The following is a 24480-nucleotide window of genomic DNA, read 5'->3' as shown; positions in this document are numbered from 1 at the left end:
TTCCCCCTTTTCCACGCCCAATTTAATTTAAAATTATGAGTAGTAATATTAAGAATTGTAAAATTAAGTATCAATGCCTAGTCTTTCCCTTAATAAAAATCAATCCCGCATCATCGTTATCGGTGCAGGTATAGGTGGACTTACAGCCGGTGCATTATTAGCACATAGAGGTTACAACGTCTTAATTCTCGACCAGGCTTTAGTTCCAGGTGGTTGTGCTTCCACTTTTAAACGTCAAGGCTTTACCTTTGATGTTGGTGCAACTCAAGTTGCAGGGTTAGAACCTGGGGGAATTCATCACCGCATTTTCTCAGAATTGGGAATTGAGTTACCAGAAGCAACGCCTTGTGACCCTGCTTGTGCGGTTTATCTCCCTGGGGAGTCTACACCGATTAATGTCTGGCGTGATTCTCAAAAATGGCAGGAAGAACGCCAAAAACAGTTTCCTGGGAGTGAACATTTTTGGCAATTATTAGCAACTTTATTTGATGCTAGTTGGGAATTTCAAGGACGTGATCCGGTTTTACCACCGCGTAATTTATGGGATTTAGGACAATTAATACAAGCGGTGCGTCCGAGTACTTTTATAACTGCACCTTTTACTTTGTTTACTGTGGGGGATGCTTTACGGTTATGTGGTTTAGGGAATGATTACCGACTGAGGACGTTTTTGGATTTACAACTCAAGTTATATTCTCAGGTTAGTGCGGAAGAAACAGCTTTGCTTTATGCGGCAACAGCTTTGAGTGTTTCCCAACTACCCCAGGGATTGTTTCACCTCCAAGGTAGTATGCAAGTTTTGAGCGATCGCTTACTATTTGCCTTAGAACGAGACGGTGGTAAGTTATTAATGCGCCACACCGTCGAAAAAATCAACGTTGAAAATGGCAAAGCTAACGCCGTAGTTATCAGAAACCAGAAAACCGGGGAAACTTGGACAGAAACCGCAGATCATGTAGTTGCTAACGTCACAGTCCAGAATTTAGTAGAGTTATTGGCAGAAAATGCCCCATCTGGTTATCAACAAAGAGTAGAAAAACTCCCCCCAGCTTCCGGTGCATTTGTTATTTATTTGGGTGTAGATGCCAGCGCAATTCCTGCTGATTGTCCACCTCATCTACAATTTTTATATGATGCTAATGGATCGATTGGTGAGAATAATTCTCTGTTTGTATCTGTGAGTCATGAGGGAGATGGCCGCGCACCAGCCGGAAAAGCCACAATTATCGCTTCTTCCTTTGTTGATTTTACTCCTTGGTGGCAGACTAAAGATTACGAAGGGCTAAAACAAAAATTTACCCAAGATGCAATTTCCAAACTTTCACAATATTTCTATTTGAAGCCAGAAACTATCATTCACGTAGAAGCAGCAACACCTCGAACCTTTGCTCATTTTACCGGAAGAGAACGCGGTATTGTTGGTGGTATTGGTCAAAGAATCCCCACTTTTGGCCCTTTTGGTTTTGCTAATCGTACACCTATTAATAATTTGTGGTTAGTTGGTGATTCTACTCATCCAGGGGAAGGAACTGCGGGGGTGAGTTATTCAGCTTTGACGGTAGTTAGACAAATTCAATCTCAAGGTTAAGATTCTTTTTTGCACGCAGAGGCGCAGAGGCACAGAGAAGAGAGAGTAGCAGCATTAGAAGCCAAATGAAGTAAAAAGATTGGACAAGTTGCGGCAACTCGTGCTTTCCGCACTTGGGTTAAATTAGTACTAAATGATTTTTTTTAAATAAAAAAGGGGCTGATTTCACACAGTCCCCAATTACCAATTTCTAATTACCGATTACAACCCATCACTAATTGGTGATGGCTGAGATTGCTGAATTTCCGGTGATGGTTCAGATGATGACTTGGGAAGAATAAATTGTCGCCAAGTCCTGATTTGTTGTTGGGCATCTCTGTAAGCAGAACTACCTTGTGGAATCAACCTAGCTGTCTCTATACTTTTAGCAACATCAAACTCGCTTTGAGAACGCGCCATTTGTAATAACTGTTGACTCCATTGATCAATAGCCAGGTTCGCATCCATACGTAAGACGTTACGATTTGATACCCGATTAGCTAACTTGATCGCCTCGGCTAAAGCTTCTGGTGTGCCAGTAATAGCGACTTCTCTGGCTTTCTTCCAGTTTTCTCTGGCACGGATTTGCTCTTGCCAACTATCAACGGCTGTTTGTGCTTCTCCTGCCAGCGCTCGTCCTGATGAGGCAATTTTTTGAGCTTCCCTCACAGCAGCAGTTAAATCACCACTATCAGCGATGATGCGTGCTTGATCTAGATAAGGTTGATCTTGAATTCGCTGAATTTTAGCCGTCCAAGTGCTGATTTTTTTCCGTGCTTCTGGATGTAGGGAACGACCAGATCGAATTTGACCTGCCTCTGCGATCGCTGCTTGTAATGAGTTAATATCCTCCAATAGAGCTATCTGTTCAGCACGATCTAAAAAAGGTTGGTCTTCAATAGACTCCACTTTGCTACGCCACCGTCCTATTTCTTGCCTCGCTTCTTGAGAGCGGGGGTTATTATCGGGAATCAGCTGCACTTCTGAAATTGCTGCCGTTAAATCGTTAATTGTGCCTTGACTAGCTAAATTTCGCGCTTTTTCCAAACGAGCAACATCTTCAATTTCTAATTGCCAACGAGCAATCAGTTGTTGGGCTTTACCATATACTTCCCTAGAAGCATCAATTTGTTGGGCTTGGTAAATAGCTGCCTCTAAACCAGCAACTGTACCTACCCAAGCATTCCTTTGTGCTTCACCCAAAACCACAAAATCATCTATTTCTGTCTGTAATGAAGTAATTGGCGGAATTTGTCTGACAATTTCTAATGCTGTATCGGCATCCCGTCTGTCCATTTTGGCTTGTGCCAATTGCAACATCTTGCGCCCAAATTCAGGAATCAACTCCTGAGCTTTTTGATGCAAATAGCTGTCTGACTTAATCGATTCAGCGAGTTTAATCGCCTCAAGTAGTTGATCTACCGAGCGGCTTTTTGCTATGCTCTCAGCTTTATAGAGCTTGTCGCCATCTTCTCTCGCTGTCACAATGATGCGATTTAATTGGTCATATTTGGTAGTAGACCAATATTTATTGTTGACGCGTAGGAGTTTAGATGACAGCATAAAAGCTGATTGCCAATTCCTTTGCCGCAGTTCCTTTTCCGATTCTTGGTAAGTCTCTTCTGCCTTTGACCAGATAGACTGCCATTTACCAATTTGTTCTTCTACCAGTTTACGTACTTCTAAGTCTTCAGGAATTTGGCGAGCAGTTGCGATCGCTTCTTCTAAATTTCCAGCTTGAAAACTCTGGTCAGCTAACTGTAAAATATCCCGTGACCACCCCTCTAACAAACCATTAATTTGTCCTCTGAGGGGATGATTTTTTGGCAGTTCCTTTACCAGTGCGATCGCTTGCAATAAGTCGTTTATAGTCTGCTTAGAAGCTGCCAACTGAGCGCAGTGCAACCTTACCGAAGCACTAGCCAAAGGCCAAAAAATTTCTGGGCAATTCGGTGCTGATGGTAATTTAAGCAGCATCGACATTGATATAAATCCTATAGTGCTGGGAATCAACGTTAATAATATTGACCACAGCACCCAATTTTTCATCCAGTGTGGTATTCTCTCAGTAATATAACTGAGCTTTAAATTTAGCTCTGGATGATTATCTATAGGTAATCCTTCTTTATTGCTTTCTTGTTGTTGCGTCACTGATTTAAAGTTAGAACCAGTAGCTAGGACACCAGATGATTGAGTAGTCCCGACATCTGGAGTTCGGGATAATCTTGTATTTTGATCTGGCTTTCTGGCTCTGGCAGGAGACCAACTATCTGAAATATCCCGATCTGTCATCTCTCACACCAAAGTAGTTGAATAGCAGCCATTCTCAGACTGATAATTCTATTTTTGCTATAGTAACTTCCTTTCTCATCATTAAAAAGCTATTTTTTTCATCTTCTATCTCCACAGATAACATTTATATTTTGGGGTTTTAGTATTATTTCATACTTATTCAGCGGCAGAAACTTCCTGCTGTAAATCAGCAATTAGTTGTGCTAGATTATCACTACTTGCTTGATAAACATTGCCACAAAAATCACAAGTTGCTTCTGCACCTTCATCTTTAAGAATCATATCTTGCAATTCTGCTTCCCCCAGCATTTTCAACGCTCCTAACACCCGTTCAAAGGAGCAACGACAATGGAAGCGCAACATCTGACTTTCAGGAAAAATTGTCAGACCCATATCTCCTAGCAAATCACCAAAAATTTCAGTCAGCGTCTTTCCAGCTTGCAATAATGGCGTAAACCCTGATAATGCAGATACTCTTGATTCTAAAGTAGTAACCAAGGCTTCATCTCTTGCCGCTTTAGGCAACACTTGTAATAGTATCCCTCCAGAGGCTGTAACACCACCGGAACCAACGAATACGCCTAAAACCAAAGCTGAAGGTGTTTGTTCTGAATTTACGAGGTAATGGGCGACATCATCACCAATTTCCCCAGAAACAAGTTCGACTGTACTAGAGTATGGATAACCATAGCCAATATCTCGAACAACATACAAGTAACCACTGCCTACTGCACCACCAACGTCGAGCTTACCTTTAGCATTAGGAGGCAATTCCACCGATGGGTTCTGGACATAGCCCCGTACCGTGCCATCCAAGCCTGCATCTACCAATATACCACCTAAAGGCCCATCGCCCTTAACTCGCACATTGACCCTAGACCCGACACGCTTCATACTAGAAGCCATTAACAATCCTGCTGACATCGTTCTTCCCAATGCGGCTGTAGCCACATAAGAAAGTTTATGACGTACTCGCGCTTCCTCAGTTAAGCGTGTGGTAATCACACCAACCGCCCGAATACCCCCATCAGCCGCTGTAGCCCGAATTAATTGATCCGCCATGAAAAACCCTTACAATTCTTAACAAGATGACTTTTCTATTGTAAGTTCTCTGGGGACTGGGGACTAGGAACTAGGAACTGGAGACTAGGAAAAATAGGGGAATATTTATCTTTCTCCTACCACCAATCACCATATGCCTAACGGCAGGCTACCGCCAACACCCATCACCAATTACCAATCACCAATCACCATGCTAGGCACTTTTCAACAAAGCCAACTGCGAATCGAAATTGAAGCATCAGCTACTGCCATTCACGATAGTCTATTGCGTCCAGCACAGCTAGAAAAATGGCTATTAGGACAAAGTTTTTCACCCGGAATGCCAGAAGAACTGCAAACCGGATTTCAGTTTACTACTTCCACTGGGCCAGTCCAAATACATCATCAAGTCGATGTCGTCAAACCTAATTGTCTGCGTTTGCTACTGAGTAATGGTATTGATGGTTTTCACGAATGGTATTGGGGGGAAGGTTGGGTACAATCCCGCTTGGAAGGCGTGTCAATTCTGCCCGTGAAGTTGGCTCAAACTATGAGCTTGTTGAGTTTACGTGAGTTCTTAAGAAATCAACGAGGTTAGAAAGGGTTTCTTGATGCTCACCCAGAAGCACGCACAGAGAGTTAAAGGCGAAGTTTTTTGTAGGGTGGGTTGAGAAATCAACAGATTTTTCAACCTGACTCAGTGAGAAATCACAATTTTGGTTATCAGTTCTAAATTAAAAGCGAATAAATTCTTTTTGATGAATATCTTCAGAATAGATAGCTATTGTATGCGATCGCCTATGGCACTGGCGAAGCCAATCGCACTCTCTTGGTTTTAGATAAATTTCAGTTATGTAAAAATCAAAATAGTTTATGATTTTATAACTTTTAGAGTTTTTCTCTTTATATTTTCTTAATAATTAATTGAGAATTATTTTTATTTATTAACGCTATTGCAATACTTTCAGCGATCTGCTAGGATTTAAGAGAATTTGTATAATCCCTTGTTATGTCTATTTTTAAGCTGGCTGTGAAAGCAAAAAATTAAAAGCCTTTATTTATGGGTGTTTCAGAACTAGCAAAACTGAAAATAGTAAAAAAATCAAGTGAATTATCAAAAATTCCTGACGGTAGAATTACAAAAATTTGATGCTGCTATTTGCGGCTTAGAAATGCAAGATTGACAAATAATATATTTTATGGTATTGAGCCTGGATTACTAAGCTTGATTTAATACAGGTCTTTGTAAAATTGATTTGTGGGAAATCGTAGAAGCAATTAACTACTTTAAAGAAGTTATATTAATTGCTAAAAATACAGATTGTCATAGATATGCAGTTACATCTTGGTATTGTTTAGCTTTTTTAAATTCTGTATTAAAATTGCATCATATCGCATTATATTGTGCTAACAAAAGTTGTAATGATGTAATTAATCTGCTATTGATTCACAAAATGTAAGGGTTTAGCAATGCTAAACCCCTAGTACATTCTTAATTACAAATTACTTACCGGGTTTCACCACTAATACCGAACAATTAGCCTCTTCCATGACCTGAGTACTAACAGAACCTTGGACAATTCTTTTCATCCCCGTTAATCCACGACTACCAATTACAACTAAGTCGGCTTTGTAAATATTGGCTAGTCGCACAATTTCGTCAGCAGGATCACCAGTTACCAGTTCTAATTCACTTTCAGATGATAATTTTTCTTGATAGGATTGCAGCTGCTTTTCAATTTGGAAATAAGAAAACTTTGGTGACTCAGGGTGAGGACGATCAGCGGGTAATTCTATTTCTGACTCTGGTGTGGGAAATACATGACAAAAAATGACTTTGGTGTTTGATGACAAGACCAAATCACCTAAAGCTTGAATTACTCGTTCGGCAATTTCCGAGCCATCCAGAGCTACTAAAATAGTTTTTAACACCGCTTTTGTTTCCTCAAAAGTAGACCCCTTAAATCGTCACATAGGGATTTTTATTGGTGCTAACACCAATAATTTCCCAAATGTAAACTTTAGTTTATTAAAGTTACAAACTTACTATCTTCAACTAAGGAGTAGCTCGTGTCAACCGTATTCAGTCAAGGTTAAGCATTACTAAATTACTCATTTTCCTTAACTCGCCGTCGTACTGAATCAGCGTGGGAAGGTAAACCTTCAGCGTTTGCTAGTGCGTCAATTGCACCAGCTACTTTGTGTAGTGCAGTTGGTGAGTATTGAATAATACTAGAGTGTTTGAGAAAAGTTTCTACACCTAAGGCAGAAGCATAACGGGCTGCACCGGAAGTTGGTAAGGTATGGTTCGGCCCTGCTAAATAGTCACCTACAGCTTCTGGTGTTGAATAACCCAGGAAAATAGCCCCAGCATGGCGAATCTGAGAAATCAAAGCCCAAGGGTCTTTAACTTCTAATTCCAGGTGTTCAGGAGCAAATTCATTTGAGAGTTCTGCCGCTGCGGTGAGAGATTCGACAACGACTATTAAGCCGTAATGAGCGATCGCTTTTTCTGTGTCTATCCGTCGTGGGTGATCTACTAATTGTCTGTCTACGGCTACTTGGACTTTTTTCGCCAAACCAGCATCTGTTGTCAACAAAACCGCCGCTGCCATTGGATCATGTTCTGCTTGAGCTAACATATCCGCTGCCACGTGTGCAGGATTAGCTGTTTCATCGGCAATAATCAGCACTTCGCTGGGCCCTGCTAATGAATCAATTCCTACTGTTCCATAAACTAATTTTTTGGCTAAGGTGACATAGATGTTTCCTGGTCCAGTAATCACATTCACTTTCGGAATTGTTTCTGTACCGTAGGCTAAAGCTGCGATCGCTTGAGCGCCCCCAATGCGATAAATTTCTTGTACTCCCGCCTCTTGTGCAGCTACTAAAACTGCGGAATTAATCGTTTTTTCTCCTCGTGTTGGTGTTACCATCACTACACGGGGGACACCTGCCACTTTGGCTGGAATCGCATTCATCAGCACCGTACTGGGATAGGAAGCGCGACCACCTGGGACGTATAAACCGGCCCGATCTACAGGGGTATAACGTTTACCAAGTACTATTTCATCCTCGCCAAAGTGTACCCAGCTTTTTGGTACTCGCTGTCGGTGAAACTCTTCAATTTGGCGACAAGCCAGTTGAATAGCTGCCAACAAATCCTTTGATACCTGTTGGTACGCTGCATCCAGTTCTGAACCTGTCACCCGTAGTTCTTCTGGCTGCAAGGTTTGGTGGTCAAATTCTGAAGTATAATGCAATACAGCTTTATCGCCTTGACGCTTGACTGCTTGCAAAACTTCCCTCACTGTTGCTTCTTTGTGAAGCAATTGTTCATCCTGGGTGCGTTCGCCTTCGGCGCGTTGGAGACGTTCGCAGATACGTTGTAGTTCGGCTCTAACGTCTGCCTGCTGAGTAATAATTCGCAGCATGGAATAAGGACAATGCCAAAATTAGAATGTTCCCGCTTGAGAATTAGTTTTGCTTTTGCTCACTAGGAGATCAAGCTTTCCCTAACTCTCTTCTCTAGCTTAACCTGGATTTTTTTGATACTCCCAGGATTGCCGTTTCCTTTTTTCCCTGGGGTTATTAATTTTAGTACCCTATCTTAACCTATTTCCCCATGTGAAAACATATCCTGAGCATAGGTATTTCCCAATATCACAGGGGTGATAGGGGACGACTGGATAGTGATTCTTGTTCTCCTGTTTGCTATTGCCTGAATTTTCTGCAACTTATTTTTTGCAGAAATTATAACATTGGCAATTTGGATGCTATATTAGTAAGTCTAGTAGTGTGTGTACATATTAATTAATAGTTTTTTTGGAATTGACTGTGGCGAATACAAAATCTGCTCTCAAGCGTGCCCAAATTGGAGAACGCAACCGACTGCGTAACAAAGCATATAAATCGGCTGTAAAAACGCTGATGAAGAAGTACATTAGTGCTGTTGAAGCCTATAAAGCTGCTCCTACTCCAGAATCAAAACAAGCAGTAGATACTCAGATGTCAGAGGTTTACAGCAAAATTGATAAAGCCGTGAAGCGTGGGGTGTTGCATCCCAACAACGGAGCCAGGAAAAAATCAAGATTAGCGCAGAAACTCAAACCACTGACTCAAACTGCACAGTAGTCATTAGTCATTAGTCATTAGTTTTAAAGCTAATAGATTAATGACCTAATAAATTCCCATCAATGACTCCTGAGCAACCCATGCAGCTAATAGATACCCATGTTCATCTCAACTTTGACCTATTTCAGCCAGATTTAGCAACAGTGCGATCGCACTGGCAAAAATCAGGAGTAGTGCGTTTGGTACATTCCTGCGTTCACCCAGAAGAATTTGCCAGCATTCAAGCCCTAGCCCAGGAATTTCCTGAACTCAGTTTTGCAGTTGGCTTACATCCCCTAGATGCGGCTAAATGGAATCATGAAACAGCCGAGAAAATTAAAACTCTAGCCAGTTCAGATGCCAAAGTAGTAGCAATTGGGGAAATGGGGTTAGATTTTTATAAAGCCCAAGACTATGACAACCAGCAAATAGTATTTGAGTCTCAGTTAGCGATCGCATCTGAACTGAATCTACCAGTGATCATCCATTGTCGAGATGCTGCACCACAGGTAAGAGCAGTCTTGCAAAAATGGCGGGAGAGTCAAGGAGAAAAAGCACGGGGTGTCATGCATTGTTGGGGTGGAACACCAGAAGAAACCCAATGGTTTCTTGATTTAGGCTTCTACATTAGCTTTAGTGGGACAGTGACCTTTAAAAACGCGCAAACTATACAAGCATCGGCTGCTATAGTAAATAGTGACCGCCTACTAATTGAAACAGATTGCCCCTTCCTAGCCCCCGTACCCAAACGAGGAGAAAAACGCAACGAACCTGCTTATGTCTTTTATGTAGCAGAAAAATTAGCCCAGTTGCGCGGGGAAACTATAGAAGCCATAGCCCATCAAACCACCCAAAATGCTTGTAAATTATTTGGACTGGCATTATAAAGAGCAAACCATAAAGGTGAATTACCATGATCTGGCTAACCATCAAAGTAAAGCACTTTTTTGTACCTGCTTTTATAGGCATTTCCTTGACCAATTGTATTAATTTAAAAAAATAAGACTCAAGGAGGACAAAAGTGTGCTAATATTATTCCCTCCAAAACATTTTACTTGCGCCATAATAATGATAAAGGAAGGAATTTATAACTGCTGAAAGCCACTTAATTTCAGGCGGGTATAAAATCTATACTGGGCTGATTAGGGATTTGTAAATATAAAAACCAAAATTTCACGGACATCTAAAACTATCTCTACAAGAAGATGCTCTCAATAGATAACAAATCCTGGCAGACTAGGTTGATATGGACTTTTGCACAACAGCGGATCTGCTGTGAATTGAACCTATACAAAATTGTTAAACATAAAGCGCCTTGTGACTAAAACTCAGCAATATAAATCCATCCTGATTCAGGGACGACTCTCGCGGATTCTTCAATTTTGGGTTCTCACTGTGAGTATAGATAAATTCTTTTAAAGATACAACAGTGTGAATGTGCATAGATTAATGAAGGCACTGTTCTGGAGGCGAAGTGAGGATACAAAATAAACCTCAGCAAGATATCAACAATCTGTTCTGGTTGAGTAAATCTCCTAAATGGATTTTAGCAACCCTTGCTTCTCCACAAGGGAGATTACCCCCTTGTCAAAAGCACCCATTCCAGATTTAATTGCTGCGGATAGCTTTTTTACCTGTTAACAGCAGGTAGTTTAAGAAGGAGTTTCCTCGCAACTTGTATACAAGGGCGCTTGAGTCGGGAACATAATCATAGCAGTGTTCAAGGGAAAGTTTAACCAGGTTGACAAAGGTAGAGGCATGACTAACGAAACATATATGGGACCCGCCTTTCTGTTACCCGACTTAATTGAAATCCAGCGTTCAAGCTTTCGCTGGTTTTTAGAAGAAGGGCTAATAGAAGAGTTGAACTCCTTTAGTCCAATTACAGACTACACCGGCAAACTAGAACTGCACTTTTTAGGTAATAACTACAAACTTAAAGAACCTAAGTACAGCGTCGAAGAATCTAAACGGCGGGATAGCACTTATGCAGTCCAAATGTACGTACCCACACGGCTTTTAAATAAAGAAACAGGGGATATTAAAGAACAAGAAGTATTTATAGGTGATCTGCCGTTGATGACGGATCGGGGTACGTTTATTATTAACGGAGCCGAACGGGTCATCGTCAACCAAATAGTGCGATCGCCTGGAGTTTACTACAAATCAGAAATTGATAAAAACGGAAGACGGACTTATTCTGCCAGCTTAATCCCTAACCGGGGGGCGTGGCTGAAATTTGAAACAGACCGTAACGACTTAGTTTGGGTACGCATCGACAAAACCCGCAAACTCTCAGCCCAAGTACTTCTCAAAGCATTAGGATTATCAGACAACGAAATCTTTGATGCCCTACGTCACCCAGAGTACTTCCAAAAAACCATCGAAAAAGAAGGGCAATTTTCTGAAGAAGAAGCCCTGATGGAGTTATACCGCAAACTACGTCCAGGTGAACCACCAACAGTATTAGGCGGACAACAACTTTTAGATTCCCGCTTCTTCGACCCCAAACGTTATGATTTGGGTCGTGTAGGACGTTATAAACTCAACAAAAAATTACGTCTCTCAGTCCCCGACACCATGCGTGTCCTCACCCCTGGAGACATCCTCGCCGCAGTAGATTACCTTATCAACCTAGAATATGACATCGGTAGTATTGATGACATCGATCACCTCGGAAATCGCCGAGTTAGAAGTGTTGGTGAATTACTGCAAAACCAAGTCAGAGTCGGATTAAATCGCCTAGAGCGAATCATTCGGGAACGGATGACCGTATCTGATGCCGAAGTTTTAACACCAGCATCCTTGGTTAACCCCAAACCACTAGTAGCAGCAATCAAAGAATTCTTTGGTTCCAGCCAACTTAGTCAGTTCATGGATCAAACCAATCCCCTGGCCGAACTGACCCACAAACGCCGTCTGAGCGCATTAGGACCAGGTGGTCTGACAAGAGAACGGGCAGGATTCGCCGTGCGAGATATCCACCCCAGCCACTACGGACGGATCTGCCCCATCGAAACCCCAGAAGGACCCAACGCCGGATTAATTGGCTCCTTGGCTACCCATGCCCGTGTTAACTTATATGGCTTTTTAGAAACCCCTTTTAGACCAGTAGAAAATGGCAAAGTGCGGTTTGATGTGCAACCAGTGTACATGACCGCCGATGAAGAAGACGACCTGCGGACAGCTACAGGTGACATTCCCGTAGATGAAAATGGCTACATCAAAGGTCCTCAAGTTCCAGTCCGCTATCGCCAAGATTGGGCGACAACCACACCAGAACAAGTTGATTATGTAGCAGTATCACCAGTACAGATTGTATCGGTAGCTACAAGCATGATTCCATTTTTGGAACATGACGACGCAAACCGGGCGCTGATGGGTTCCAATATGCAACGTCAAGCAGTTCCCCTACTGAAACCAGAACGCCCCCTAGTCGGCACAGGCTTAGAAGCTCAAGGCGCTAGAGACTCTGGGATGGTGATAGTTTCTCGGACTGATGGGGATGTTGTGTATGTAGATGCGGCAGAAATTCGCGTCAGAGTCAGAGAACAAACAACAGCACCAAGCCAGTTACCAGCTGTTAGCAAAGAGTCGCCAACAGGCAAACCCCAAGAAGTTACATATTATCTTTCCAAATATCAACGCTCTAACCAAGATACCTGTCTTAACCAAAAGCCCCTAGTCCGCATTGGGGAAAAAGTTGTGGCGGGACAAGTGTTAGCAGATGGTTCTTCCACTGAAGGGGGAGAGTTAGCACTAGGACAAAACATTGTTGTCGCCTATATGCCTTGGGAAGGCTACAACTATGAAGACGCGATTTTGATTTCTGAGCGGTTGGTACAGGATGATGTCTATACCTCAATTCACATTGAAAAATATGAAATTGAAGCTAGACAAACCAAACTTGGCCCAGAAGAAATCACTAGAGAAATTCCCAACGTGGGGGAAGATGCCCTCAGACAATTAGATGAGCAGGGTATTATCCGCATTGGGGCTTGGGTAGAAGCTGGGGATATCTTGGTGGGCAAAGTTACCCCGAAGGGAGAATCTGACCAACCCCCAGAAGAAAAACTGTTACGGGCGATCTTCGGTGAAAAAGCCCGCGACGTGCGCGACAACTCTCTGAGAGTTCCCAATGGTGAAAAAGGGCGTGTGGTTGATGTGCGGCTGTTCACCAGAGAACAAGGTGATGAACTGCCACCAGGGGCAAATATGGTGGTGCGGGTGTATGTAGCCCAAAAACGCAAGATCCAAGTCGGCGACAAAATGGCAGGTAGGCATGGCAACAAGGGGATTATTTCCCGGATTTTGCCAGCGGAAGATATGCCCTATTTACCTGATGGTTCGCCAGTCGATATAGTCCTCAATCCCTTGGGTGTACCTAGCCGGATGAATGTCGGTCAGGTGTTTGAGTGTTTGTTAGGTTGGGCTGGTCAAAATTTGGGAGTGAGATTCAAAATTACTCCCTTTGACGAAATGTATGGGGAAGAATCTTCCCGCCGCATTGTTCATGGCAAACTCCAAGAAGCTAGGGACGAAACTGGGAAAAACTGGGTCTATAACCCCGATGATCCTGGCAAAATCATGGTCTATGACGGACGCACAGGGGAACCTTTTGACCGCCCAATTACCATTGGTGTGGCTTATATGTTGAAACTGGTGCATTTGGTCGATGACAAAATCCACGCTCGTTCGACTGGACCTTACTCCTTGGTGACTCAGCAACCTCTGGGTGGTAAGGCTCAACAAGGTGGTCAAAGATTCGGAGAAATGGAAGTGTGGGCGCTGGAGGCATTTGGCGCAGCTTACACCTTGCAGGAATTGTTAACTGTCAAATCTGACGATATGCAAGGCAGAAACGAAGCCCTGAATGCGATCGTTAAGGGCAAAGCTATTCCCCGTCCGGGAACTCCAGAATCCTTTAAGGTATTGATGCGCGAGTTGCAATCTTTGGGATTAGATATTGCTGTCCACAAGGTAGAAACCCAAGCAGATGGCAGTTCCTTAGATGTAGAAGTCGATTTAATGGCAGATCAAGCCACCCGTCGCACCCCACCACGACCCACCTATGAGTCACTTTCTCGTGAGTCGTTGGAAGAAGAGTAGGAAGAAGGGAACAGGTGATTAGGTGACAGTTGACAGGTGACAGGTGACAGAGAAGAAGTAAATAATACATAATTCTCCTCTGCCCCCTGCTCCTCTGCTCCCCTGCTCCCCTGCTCCTCTGCTCCCCTGCTCCCTTACTCCCTCTTTACTGTCACCTGTTACCTATCACCTGTCACCTATTGTTATGAGACCCGCCCAGACTAATCAGTTTGACTACGTAAAAATCGGACTTGCTTCCCCTGAACGTATTCGTCAGTGGGGTGAGCGGACTTTGCCTAATGGCCAGGTAGTTGGTGAAGTCACCAAGCCGGAGACTATCAACTACCGGACTCTGAAGCCAGAGATGGATGGTTTATTCTGCGAACGCATTTTTGGCCCAGCTAAGGACTGGGAATGCCATTGTGGCAAATATAAACGGGTGCGTCATAGAGGTATTGTCTGTGAGCGCTGCGGTGTGGAGGTAACAGAGTCACGGGTGCGACGACATCGCATGGGCTTTATTAAGTTAGCTGCCCCTGTTGCTCACGTTTGGTATCTCAAGGGCATCCCCAGCTATATTGCTATTTTGTTAGATATGCCGCTGCGGGATGTAGAACAAATTGTTTATTTCAACTCTTATGTTGTTTTAGCTCCTGGTAATGCCGATACCCTCACCTACAAACAACTGTTGAGTGAAGACCAGTGGCTAGAAATTGAAGACGCTATTTATAGCGAAGACTCCCAACTGGTGGGGGTAGAGGTAGGTATTGGGGCAGAAGCGCTTTTAAGGTTGCTCGCAGATATTAATTTAGAGCAAGAAGCGGAAAATCTCCGAGAAGAAATCGGCAACGCCAAGGGTCAAAAACGAGCCAAGCTGATTAAAAGGCTGCGGGTGATTGATAACTTTATTGCCACCGGTTCTAAACCAGAATGGATGGTAATGGCTGTGATTCCGGTCATTCCTCCAGATTTGCGCCCTATGGTACAGCTAGATGGGGGTAGATTTGCTACTAGCGATTTAAATGATTTATACCGTCGGGTCATTAATCGCAATAACCGTTTAGCTAGACTCCAAGAAATCTTAGCTCCAGAAATTATTGTCCGTAACGAAAAACGGATGCTGCAAGAAGCAGTGGATGCCTTGATTGATAATGGTCGTCGGGGCAGGACTGTGGTGGGGGCTAATAACCGCCCGCTCAAGTCTTTGTCAGACATTATTGAAGGTAAGCAAGGACGTTTCCGTCAAAACCTGTTGGGTAAACGGGTTGACTATTCAGGACGTTCGGTAATTGTGGTGGGGCCAAAGCTGAAGATTCACCAGTGTGGTTTGCCTAGGGAGATGGCAATTGAGTTGTTTCAACCTTTTGTGATCAACCGCTTGATTCGTTCCGGCATGGTGAATAACATCAAGGCAGCGAAAAAGCTGATTTCTCGCAATGACCCCAGTGTGTGGGATGTGTTGGAAGAGGTGATTGAAGGGCATCCGGTGATGTTAAACCGCGCTCCCACACTGCACCGTTTGGGGATTCAGGCTTTTGAACCAATTTTAGTAGAAGGTAGGGCAATTCAACTCCATCCTCTCGTATGTCCGGCTTTTAACGCTGACTTTGATGGCGACCAAATGGCGGTACACGTACCTCTATCCCTAGAAAGTCAAGCAGAAGCACGGTTGTTGATGTTGGCTTCTAATAATATTCTTTCCCCAGCCACAGGTAAACCAATTGTCACCCCTAGCCAAGATATGGTACTGGGGGCATATTACCTGACAGCAGAAAATCCCGCTGCAACTAAAGGGGCTGGTGGATTTTTTGCCTCTCTTGATGATGTGATTATGGCTTATCAGCAAGATCAGGTTGACCTGCATTCCTATATTTATGTGCGGTTTGACGGAGAAATGGAAACAAGCGTTCCAGATACTGAGCCATTAGAAATCGTAGTTAACGAGGATGGGACTCGGACTTTGCTGTATAAATACCGTCGTGTCCGCCAAGATGCCGAAGGAAATTTACTTTCTCAGTATATCTACACCACCGCTGGTCGGGTAATTTATAACAACGCAATTCAGGAAGCTTTAGCTAGTTAGGTGATAGGTGACAGGTGACAGGTGACAGGTGACAGAAGAAGGGGAGAAGATTTATTTATCCCCTTTGTTCCCCTATCCCTACTCCTTTTCCTCTTTTCTGTTAAGAGTTCCCTATTCCCAATAACCAATGACCAAGGACTAATTACCAATGACTGAAAAAATGATTTTTCGTAACGTTGTCGTTAACAAGGGTCAACTGAGAAACTTAATTTCTTGGGCATTTACCCATCATGGGACAGCACGGACAGCGGTAATGGCGGATAAATTAAAAGAGCTAGGGTTCCGTTATGCCACCAAAGCCGGGGTATCCATTAGCGTTGATGACTTGATGGTGCCACCTTCCAAGCGATCGCTCCTAGAAGCAGCAGAAGAAGAAATTCTCAGCACCGAAGCCCGATTTAAACGGGGAGAAATCACCGAAGTGGAACGGTTCCAAAAGGTAATCGACACCTGGAACAGCACCAGCGAAAGTCTTAAAGACGAAGTTGTTACCCACTTCAAAAAAACCAACCCCCTCAACTCCGTCTATATGATGGCCTTTTCGGGAGCGCGGGGCAACATCTCCCAAGTCCGGCAGTTAGTAGGTATGCGGGGACTAATGGCAGATCCCCAAGGGGAAATTATTGACTTGCCCATCAAAACCAACTTCCGGGAAGGGCTGACAGTTACAGAATATATTATTTCTTCTTATGGAGCCAGAAAAGGGTTAGTAGATACAGCCCTCCGCACCGCCGACTCTGGTTATCTCACCCGACGATTAGTAGACGTATCTCAAGATGTAATTATTCGGGAATTTGACTGCGGCACTACTAGGGGTATCCCAGTCCGGGATATGACCGAAGGCGCTAAAATTTTAATTCCCATCGGCAACCGATTAATGGGCAGAGTGGTAGCAGAAGACATCATTCACCCCACCACAGGAGAAGTTATTGCTACTCGCAACACACCCATCTCTGATGACCTAGCCATAGAAATTCAAAAAGCTGACATCAAAGAAGTGATAGTGCGATCGCCCCTCACCTGCGAAGCCGCCCGTTCTGTGTGTCAACACTGTTATGGCTGGAGTTTAGCCCATGCCAAAATGGTAGACCTGGGAGAAGCAGTGGGAATTATTGCCGCCCAGAGTATCGGTGAACCAGGAACCCAGTTGACCATGCGGACTTTCCACACCGGGGGGGTATTCACCGGGGAAGTAGCCCAACAGGTGAGATCCAAAATTGACGGCACAGTCAAGATATCCCGCAAGCTCAAAACCCGCCCCTATCGCACCCGTCACGGTGAAGACGCACTCTATGCCGAAACCAATGGCACTTTAACCTTAGAAGCCAAGGGTGAAGCCGAGAACCAAGAAATTCAGATCACCCAAGGTTCAACTCTGTATATTGTGCCTGGTCAACAGGTCAAAGCCGCTCAACTGTTGGCAGAAGTAGCCCTGGGAGGCAGAACCACCCGTACCAATACAGAAAAAGCCGTTAAAGACGTAGCCTCTGACCTAGCGGGAGAGGTGCAGTTTGCCGATGTTGTTTCTGAACAAAAAACCGATAGACAAGGCAACACCACCACCACAGCATCAAGAGGGGGATTAATTTGGATTCTTTCTGGTGAAGTTTATAACTTGCCACCAGGAGCAGAACTAGTAGTTAACAACGGTGATGCGATCGCTTCCAATGGTGTATTAGCAGAAACCAAATTAACCTCTGTGCATGGTGGGGTAGTGCGACTGCCAGAAGCAGTTCCCGGCAAAGCCACCAGAGAAATCGAAATCATCACCGCCTCTGTGGTACTAGACCAAGCCACGGTGACAGTCCAGAGTTTCCAAGGACGCAACAACTACCTAGTGCATACAGGAAAGGAGTCAGGAGTCAGGAGTCAGGAGTCAGGAGGAGAAGAGGATAATTCTCCCCTGCACCCTGCCTCTTCTGCTCAAGTCTTTAACCTCCGAGCTACACCAGGCACAAAGGTCCAGAATGGGCAAGTAGTCGCTGAGTTAATAGATGACCGTTATCGTACCACCACCGGAGGCTTCTTGAAGTTTGCTGGTGTGGAAGTGCAGAAAAAAGGCAAAGCCAAATTAGGTTATGAAGTAGTCACCGGTGGCACACTACTTTGGATTCCTGAAGAAACCCACGAAGTCAACAAAGATATATCCTTGTTGTTAGTCGAAGATGGGCAATTTGTCGAAGCCGGCACCGAAGTCGTCAAAGACATTTTCTGTCAAACCAGCGGTGTCATTGAAGTCACCCAGAAAAACGACATCTTGCGCGAAGTGGTGATCAAACCAGGTGAACTGCTGATGGTCGATGACCCGGAAGCAGTATTAGGGAGAGACAACACCCTAATTCAACCAGGGGAAGAATTCCAAGGCACAGTAGCCACAGAACTGCGCTACATTCAGTATGTAGAATCTCCAGAAGGCCCCGCTCTGTTGAGTCGTCCGGTAGTAGAGTTTGCCGTTCCTAGCAACCCAGACCTGCCTTCCACCACATCAGTTAGTCAGCAAACAAGCCGCTCAATTCAGTTGCGAGCAGTGCAACGACTGCCCTATAAAGATTCCGAGCGAGTCAAATCTGTAGAAGGGGTAGAACTGCTGCGGACTCAACTGGTGTTAGAAATTGAGCAAGAGGGTGAACAAGACCACACAGCCTCACCTCTGGCAGCAGACATTGAATTAATCACTGATGCAGACAACCCAGAAATTCAGCGCTTGCAGTTGGTGATTCTGGAATCGTTGGTAATTCGCCGTGATATTGCTGCTGATGCTACCCAAGGTAGCACTCAAACCACTTTGGAAGTAGAAGATGGTTTAAGTATTGCCCCTGGTGCGGTGGTCGCACGAACACAGATTTTGTGTAAAGAGGGTGGTATAGTCCGTGGCGTGAGAAAAGGTACAGAGGCTGTGCGTCGCTGTTTAGTCTTGCGCGACAGTGACATGATCACCGTGACTACCAAAACTGCCCCCAAAGTCAAGAAAGGTACTTTGTTGGTCGAAGGTACAGAAATTGCGGCTGGTGTGTTTGCAGCCGAATCTGGACAAGTGGTAGAGATAAAAGCAGGCGACAAGGAACTCTTAACAGGTGACAGAGACTCTTCTTCACTATCACCTTCTGCTTATACTCTTACTCTGCGGGTAGGTCGTCCCTATCGCGTCAGTCCTGGTGCGGTGTTGCAAATAGAAGATGGGGACTTGGTGCAACGGGGTGACAACTTGGTGTTATTGGTGTTTGAAAGAGCCAAAACTGGAGATATTATCCAAGGTTTGCCCAGAATTGAAGAACTACTAGAAGCTCGCAAACCCAAAGAAGCCTGTATTTTGTGCCGTCGTCCAGGAGAAGTGAAGGTGGTTTATGGAGATGGGGATGAAAGCATAACCACATCTCGTGAAGCTTACGCTATCAAGGTTGTTGAATCTAATGGCGTTATCACCGACTATCCTCTGGGGCCTGGGCAAAACTTAATGGTTTCTGATGGTGTTCAGGTATTGGCAGGTCAACCCCTAACTGATGGCCCTTCTAATCCCCATGAGATTTTAGAAATTTTCTTTAGTCTTGGTTCTGATGATGGTATCTATGCCTGTGCTAGTCATGCATTGCAAAAGGTACAGAGCTTTTTGGTTAACGAAGTGCAGATGGTGTACCAGTCTCAAGGCATTGAGATTGCTGACAAACACATTGAGGTGATTGTCCGCCAAATGACTAATAAGGTGCGGATTGATGATGGTGGGGATACTACCATGTTGCCTGGTGAGTTGGTTGAGTTGCGCCAAGTTGAGCAGGTTAATGAGGCAATGTCCATTACAGGTGGTGCTAAGGCTCAATATACTCCTGTGTTGTTGGGGATTACTAAGGCATCTCTGAACACCGATAGCTTTATTTCTGCTGCCTCTTTCCAAGAAACAACCAGAGTCTTAACTGAAGCAGCTATTGAAGGTAAGTCTGATTGGCTGCGGGGATTGAAGGAAAACGTGATCATCGGGCGGTTAATACCTGCTGGTACTGGTTACAACACCTATGAAGAAACTACCATCGTTGAAGACTATGGGACTGATTTGGGTAACAGCGTCTTAGATGAAGTTGATGACCCGTTAGATATGGTGTTAGATGACCGCACGGCCAAGCTCTATAGTTTAGATGCTCCAGCTTTGGGAGATGGTAGCTATGGGGGAAGAAAGGCAGAAAAGTCAATTTTGGATGATGATGATGATTTGATTGCTGATGAAGTCAGCGACCTTGTAGAAGAGGAAGAAGAAGACGACGACTACGAGGAAGAAGAGGATGATGATTACGATGAAGACTAAAACTGTTTGCTTACGTTAGTAACGTTTGTAGCGTACCAAAAGTAAAAGGTAATAGTTGGAAAGGGCAAAAGATTCATTTCTTTTGCCTTTTTGTATGATTTCTAATTAACTGGAGTTCGACATAAGATAATTTGTGGAAACCCTTATTCTCTCGCCCTTAAAAATCATAACTCCGTTCGCGTAGCGTCTCCATTCGGCGAAGCCGTGCCGTAGGCATAGGAGAAACTCCGAACTCAGGTTAATTAAAGGATTTAATCAAAAGTTAGTAACGGTAACACTTAAACCAGAATCAAGCTTGGGAACCTTTAAATATTCAATCGGCTCATAACTTTGACGGTTTGGGTCATTGGTTGCGGAGCATGGTTGAAAGAAAGTCTCTGGGTTGTTGATATACTCCAGTGGTTTAATTTTTTTGCATTCTGGATCGCTTACTCTCAAGCTGCCATCAGTATTATGAGTCTGATCGCTCACAATATTATTCCATTTACTAGTAATTGTGGCTGCTTCCGTTATCAAATTAGCTGACTGATTATGTTTACCTGTAATATCTGAAGTTTGTTTTGGGTTAGCATAAGCACTAGTAGTAATAGCTACCGCACTAATAGAAACGGCTAAAGTTAAAAGATATAATTTCATAAATTAACGGAATTAAGATTTAGAACTAGTTAAAAAACTACCATTAACTCAGCACAAACACTAGATACTGTAAAACCAGTAGTCTGTCAAATACAGTTTTACGGATCAAGAAGAAATGAACCGCAAAGGATGCAAAGAGCGCGTTCGTCCAAGACGTTCCGTTCGCGCAGCGTCTCCGACAGGAGAAGAAAAGGAAGGAAAGAATAAGGAAGATTTATTTATCCGTCAATTAGTTTTTGACAGACTACTAGTTTAAAGTGCATTTCCTGTTTATTCTAGAACTAGTAGGCGTTTTCGCTGTTTTTCTTCTTAAAAGTCTGTCAAACTTCAAAATTCTTAATTTTAATATCGTTTTCCGATGGCTGACATAAATCCCAAAATCCCATAGGCTAATTTAAAGTGTGCAGTTCATACAAAAGTCATGTACAAGATATACTTAACGTTGTTGTAGGTTTTACTAACCTTTTTCTAGTAAAGGTAAAAATACCTCTCAAAGTGCAAAATCTGGCTATCCTCAATCATTACTCATTTATCGATCATAATTTGTAACCAAAATGTCTTTAAGAATTGTTCAAAATTTTGATAGTAGTTTTACACTCGCACCAGAAGCTCAAGAAACTCTGTTTAAATTATTGACTAGTGAATCATTTTTAAGCCAAATTTGTCAAAATTGGCAATGCGAAAAAATTGAATTTACCGAAATGCTTTTTCAACCAGTTCCTTACAGTCCAGCGACTCCCAAAGGGATGCCACCAGAATTTGAAGAATATCATAAATCTGAAGATTATACCATCATTAATGTCCCCCCAAATTTTATGTTTAATGCTAAAATTTTCAGACCAAGCCGCCTTTGTGCAATTTACAGGAAAAAGCTTTAAGCAGTGGTGAATAAAATATGTTTTGATGCCATTACAAACTATCCAGGCAAATAGTAAATTATTAACTTATAAAGTTCCATCATGACTACTGAAACTAATATTCCTTCTTTAGCTAATCTAGAATATGTTGCTTACATTGATGATAATGGTGAATTTCCAGTACAATTTCAGGGAAAAATAGGAGTTTATGCTATTTTTAATCAAGAAAGAATTCTCCAATTTGTAGGTTATTCCCGCGATATTTATCTCAGTCTTAAACAGCATTTAGTTCGTCAACCTGAAGAATGTTATTGGGTGAAGGTACAAACTATTGAACGACCTAACCGCACAATTTTAGAAAATATTGAAAATGCTTGGATGACGGAAAATGGCAGTCTTGATTTAGGTAATGTGGAAAATAAGCAAAAATGGACTAATCCTATTGATGCTAAGGCACTTATGACAGATGAAGAAAAGGCTAAATATCAAAATCCGTTAATTGATGATTTAGTAAAAATGAAACTTATTAAAAATGTAGCGCGGCGAGTTGAAGAAGAAATTTTAGCAGTATTAGTAGCACGAGGTTTACAAACTCAAATTCGCTTTAATCCTAAATTAAAAGAAGATGGATTACTGGATTTGAAATAGGTCCAAAGCTACTTTTCACACTACAATGTGTCTTAGAGGTTGTTTGAAAAGTCTCCTTCCATGTCATGCTGAGGAACGTAGCATCTCAGTATGTGGGCTAAACTCCAGATTCTTCGTTGCGTAAGACTCCACATGGCTAACGCCACGCTATGCCTACGGCACACTACGTGAACCCGAACAGAATGACAAATTATACGTCCCTAAACTTTTCAAACATGCTCTTAATACGGTGTGCCAGATGCTGAAAATATAAACTGGTATTTTTGACTCAGTACTCAGTACTCAGCACTTTTCCAAGTCAGTTGCTTGTAACCTGTTATGACACTACAACTACTAAACGATCGCTATCAAGTTCTCCAAGTCCTTGGTGCTGGTGGGTTTGGGGAAACCTTTCTAGCAGAAGATACTTATTTACCGTCAAAGCGTCGCTGTGTAGTCAAACAGCTACGACCAATACAAAATAATCCCCAGATTTACCAACTGGTACAAGAGAGATTTCAACGGGAAGCAGTCATTTTAGAAGCACTTGGTGGTGCAACTGAACAAATTCCTGGCTTGTATGCTTACTTCTCCTCTGAGGGACAATTTTACTTGGTACAAGAGTGGGTTGAAGGGGACACTTTAACAGCAAAAATCCAACAACAAGGATTATTTACTGAAAGCGGTATTCAAGAATTATTAGTAAATTTATTACCCGTTCTGGATTATATTCACTCGCAACATATTGTTCACCGGGATATCAAACCAGATAATATTATTTTGCGTCATCGTGATGGTAAACCTGTGCTGATTGATTTTGGTGCAGTAAGAGAATCAATGGGGACGGTGTTGAATTCTCAGGGAAATCCTACTAGTTCAATTGTAATTGGTACGCCGGGATTCATGCCCAGCGAACAAGCAGCAGGTAGACCAGTTTATTCAAGTGATTTGTATAGTTTAGGGTTGACAGCAATTTATTTGCTCACTGGTAGACAACCACAACAATTAGAGACAGATTCTCAAACAGGTGAGATTGTCTGGCGAGGGTATGCTGGTCATCTTAGTTCAATGATGGCAGCGATTCTAGATAAAGCTATTGCCTATCATCCACGCGATCGCTATCCTACAGCTAGATCAATGTTAGATGCTGTGCAAAGCCTAGCCAAACCTATTCCGTCCACGCTACCACCAACCATTCCCACGCCTATAGCACCGATATCACCAACCATTCCCGCTCATCCCCCACTAGTTGCTAAAACTAATAATCAGAATGGTATCCTCATTGGTAGTTTAATTGCAGGTGGGTTAATCGGCGCATCTGTAATTATTGGTCAGGTGTTAACAAAATCTCTCGAATCTGGCACAGATACGGAGGTGTCAGTTTCCACAAAAAGAACAAATACAATACCCCAAGTTCAGGATACTCCCAGTATTATACCAACTTCAGAAACTGCACCAAATCCCACACCCCAAGTTATTGCAACTCCTGAAATTACAACTACTGTTATCAACAAAAGGCTAAAAATAGAAAGCACAAATAAAAATATTAATAATTATGCTTGGCTTTCAGAAAGACAAGTTACAGATACAGATTTAGAAGGTAAAAATGGCTTTGAACTAGATATAATGAGGAATACAATTTTTGCTGTTCATGGTCGCCGTTTTGATACTCCTGGTTTACAAGATTACTTTGATCAACAGCCTTGGTATAATCCCCAATATTCACCCCAGCAATTCCCGATTACATTATTATCAAAATTAGAGCAAAGTAATGTAGACTATATTGCTAAATATCAAGACCGTTATAATATTAGATATTTTAGAAAATGAATAATTCCAGTGAGGTTTAAATTTTAATAAGCGTCTTTGCTCCTATCTTCAA

The 24480-nt window shown here is 43.0% G+C and carries 16 protein-coding genes; 11 read left to right on the top strand and 5 right to left on the bottom strand.

The features are described 5' to 3' along the window. Positions 1-73: 73 nt before the first annotated feature. A complete protein-coding gene (gene crtD / locus AC012T_RS15350; RefSeq protein ID WP_487059626.1) occupies positions 74-1588 on the top strand; it encodes a C-3',4' desaturase CrtD in 1515 nt (504 codons plus the stop codon). Between the two features lie 201 nt (positions 1589-1789). Here the strand turns inward: crtD and AC012T_RS15345 are convergent, their stop codons facing one another. Further along, positions 1790-3859: a chromosome segregation ATPase gene (locus AC012T_RS15345; RefSeq protein WP_487059624.1), complete on the bottom strand. Its 2070-nt coding sequence runs from the start codon at positions 3857-3859 to the stop codon at positions 1790-1792. A 156-nt stretch (positions 3860-4015) separates the two neighbouring features. Continuing rightward, positions 4016-4921, bottom strand: a complete 906-nt coding sequence (gene hslO / locus AC012T_RS15340; RefSeq protein WP_487059622.1) for an Hsp33 family molecular chaperone HslO — start codon at positions 4919-4921, stop codon at positions 4016-4018. A gap of 190 nt (positions 4922-5111) precedes the next feature. On the opposite strand from hslO, the gene AC012T_RS15335 reads away from it, so the two are divergent. Next, a complete protein-coding gene (locus AC012T_RS15335; protein ID WP_487066613.1) occupies positions 5112-5498 on the top strand; it encodes a hypothetical protein in 387 nt (128 codons plus the stop codon). A 905-nt stretch (positions 5499-6403) separates the two neighbouring features. Here the strand turns inward: AC012T_RS15335 and AC012T_RS15330 are convergent. Next, positions 6404-6832, bottom strand: a complete 429-nt coding sequence (locus AC012T_RS15330; protein WP_487059620.1) for a universal stress protein — start codon at positions 6830-6832, stop codon at positions 6404-6406. A 176-nt stretch (positions 6833-7008) separates the two neighbouring features. After that, a complete protein-coding gene (hisD, locus tag AC012T_RS15325; RefSeq protein WP_487059618.1) occupies positions 7009-8334 on the bottom strand; it encodes a histidinol dehydrogenase in 1326 nt (441 codons plus the stop codon). Between the two features lie 403 nt (positions 8335-8737). Between hisD and rpsT the strand changes: the two genes are divergently transcribed. From rpsT to AC012T_RS15300, 5 genes are all read left to right on the top strand, one after another. Continuing rightward, positions 8738-9034, top strand: a complete 297-nt coding sequence (rpsT, locus tag AC012T_RS15320) for a 30S ribosomal protein S20 (RefSeq protein ID WP_487059616.1) — start codon at positions 8738-8740, stop codon at positions 9032-9034. An 80-nt stretch (positions 9035-9114) separates the two neighbouring features. Continuing rightward, complete coding sequence (locus tag AC012T_RS15315) at positions 9115-9900, top strand: TatD family hydrolase (protein WP_487066611.1); 786 nt, start codon at positions 9115-9117, stop codon at positions 9898-9900. 871 nt (positions 9901-10771) lie between these two features. Further along, the gene (gene rpoB / locus AC012T_RS15310) at positions 10772-14122 is read left to right on the top strand and encodes a DNA-directed RNA polymerase subunit beta (RefSeq protein ID WP_487059614.1); all 3351 of its coding nucleotides are present in this window, start codon (positions 10772-10774) and stop codon (positions 14120-14122) included. Positions 14123-14306: 184 nt separating this feature from the next. Continuing rightward, positions 14307-16184 carry a DNA-directed RNA polymerase subunit gamma gene (locus AC012T_RS15305; RefSeq protein ID WP_487059612.1) on the top strand — a complete coding sequence of 626 codons (1878 nt, stop codon included), beginning with the start codon at positions 14307-14309 and terminating at the stop codon, positions 16182-16184. Positions 16185-16332: 148 nt separating this feature from the next. Then, a complete protein-coding gene (locus tag AC012T_RS15300) occupies positions 16333-20478 on the top strand; it encodes a DNA-directed RNA polymerase subunit beta' (RefSeq protein WP_487059610.1) in 4146 nt (1381 codons plus the stop codon). A 255-nt stretch (positions 20479-20733) separates the two neighbouring features. On the opposite strand, the gene AC012T_RS15295 is transcribed toward AC012T_RS15300, so the two are convergent. Beyond that, entirely contained in the window at positions 20734-21114 is a 381-nt protein-coding gene (locus tag AC012T_RS15295; RefSeq protein ID WP_487059608.1) for a hypothetical protein, read from the bottom strand. Between the two features lie 115 nt (positions 21115-21229). Between AC012T_RS15295 and AC012T_RS15290 the strand changes: the two genes are divergently transcribed. From AC012T_RS15290 to AC012T_RS15275, 4 genes are all read left to right on the top strand, one after another. Then, positions 21230-21370, top strand: a complete 141-nt coding sequence (locus AC012T_RS15290; RefSeq protein WP_487059606.1) for a hypothetical protein — start codon at positions 21230-21232, stop codon at positions 21368-21370. 298 nt (positions 21371-21668) lie between these two features. Then, complete coding sequence (locus AC012T_RS15285; RefSeq protein WP_487059604.1) at positions 21669-21992, top strand: hypothetical protein; 324 nt, start codon at positions 21669-21671, stop codon at positions 21990-21992. Between the two features lie 81 nt (positions 21993-22073). Then, positions 22074-22619: a GIY-YIG nuclease family protein gene (locus tag AC012T_RS15280; RefSeq protein WP_487059602.1), complete on the top strand. Its 546-nt coding sequence runs from the start codon at positions 22074-22076 to the stop codon at positions 22617-22619. Between the two features lie 318 nt (positions 22620-22937). After that, complete coding sequence (locus AC012T_RS15275) at positions 22938-24428, top strand: protein kinase domain-containing protein (RefSeq protein ID WP_487059600.1); 1491 nt, start codon at positions 22938-22940, stop codon at positions 24426-24428. Positions 24429-24480 lie beyond the last annotated feature (52 nt).

Source organism: Anabaena sp. EIM26, assembly GCF_057568715.1.
Note: the sequence above shows the minus strand (reverse complement) of the source record. Positions and strands in the feature narration are given on the sequence as shown.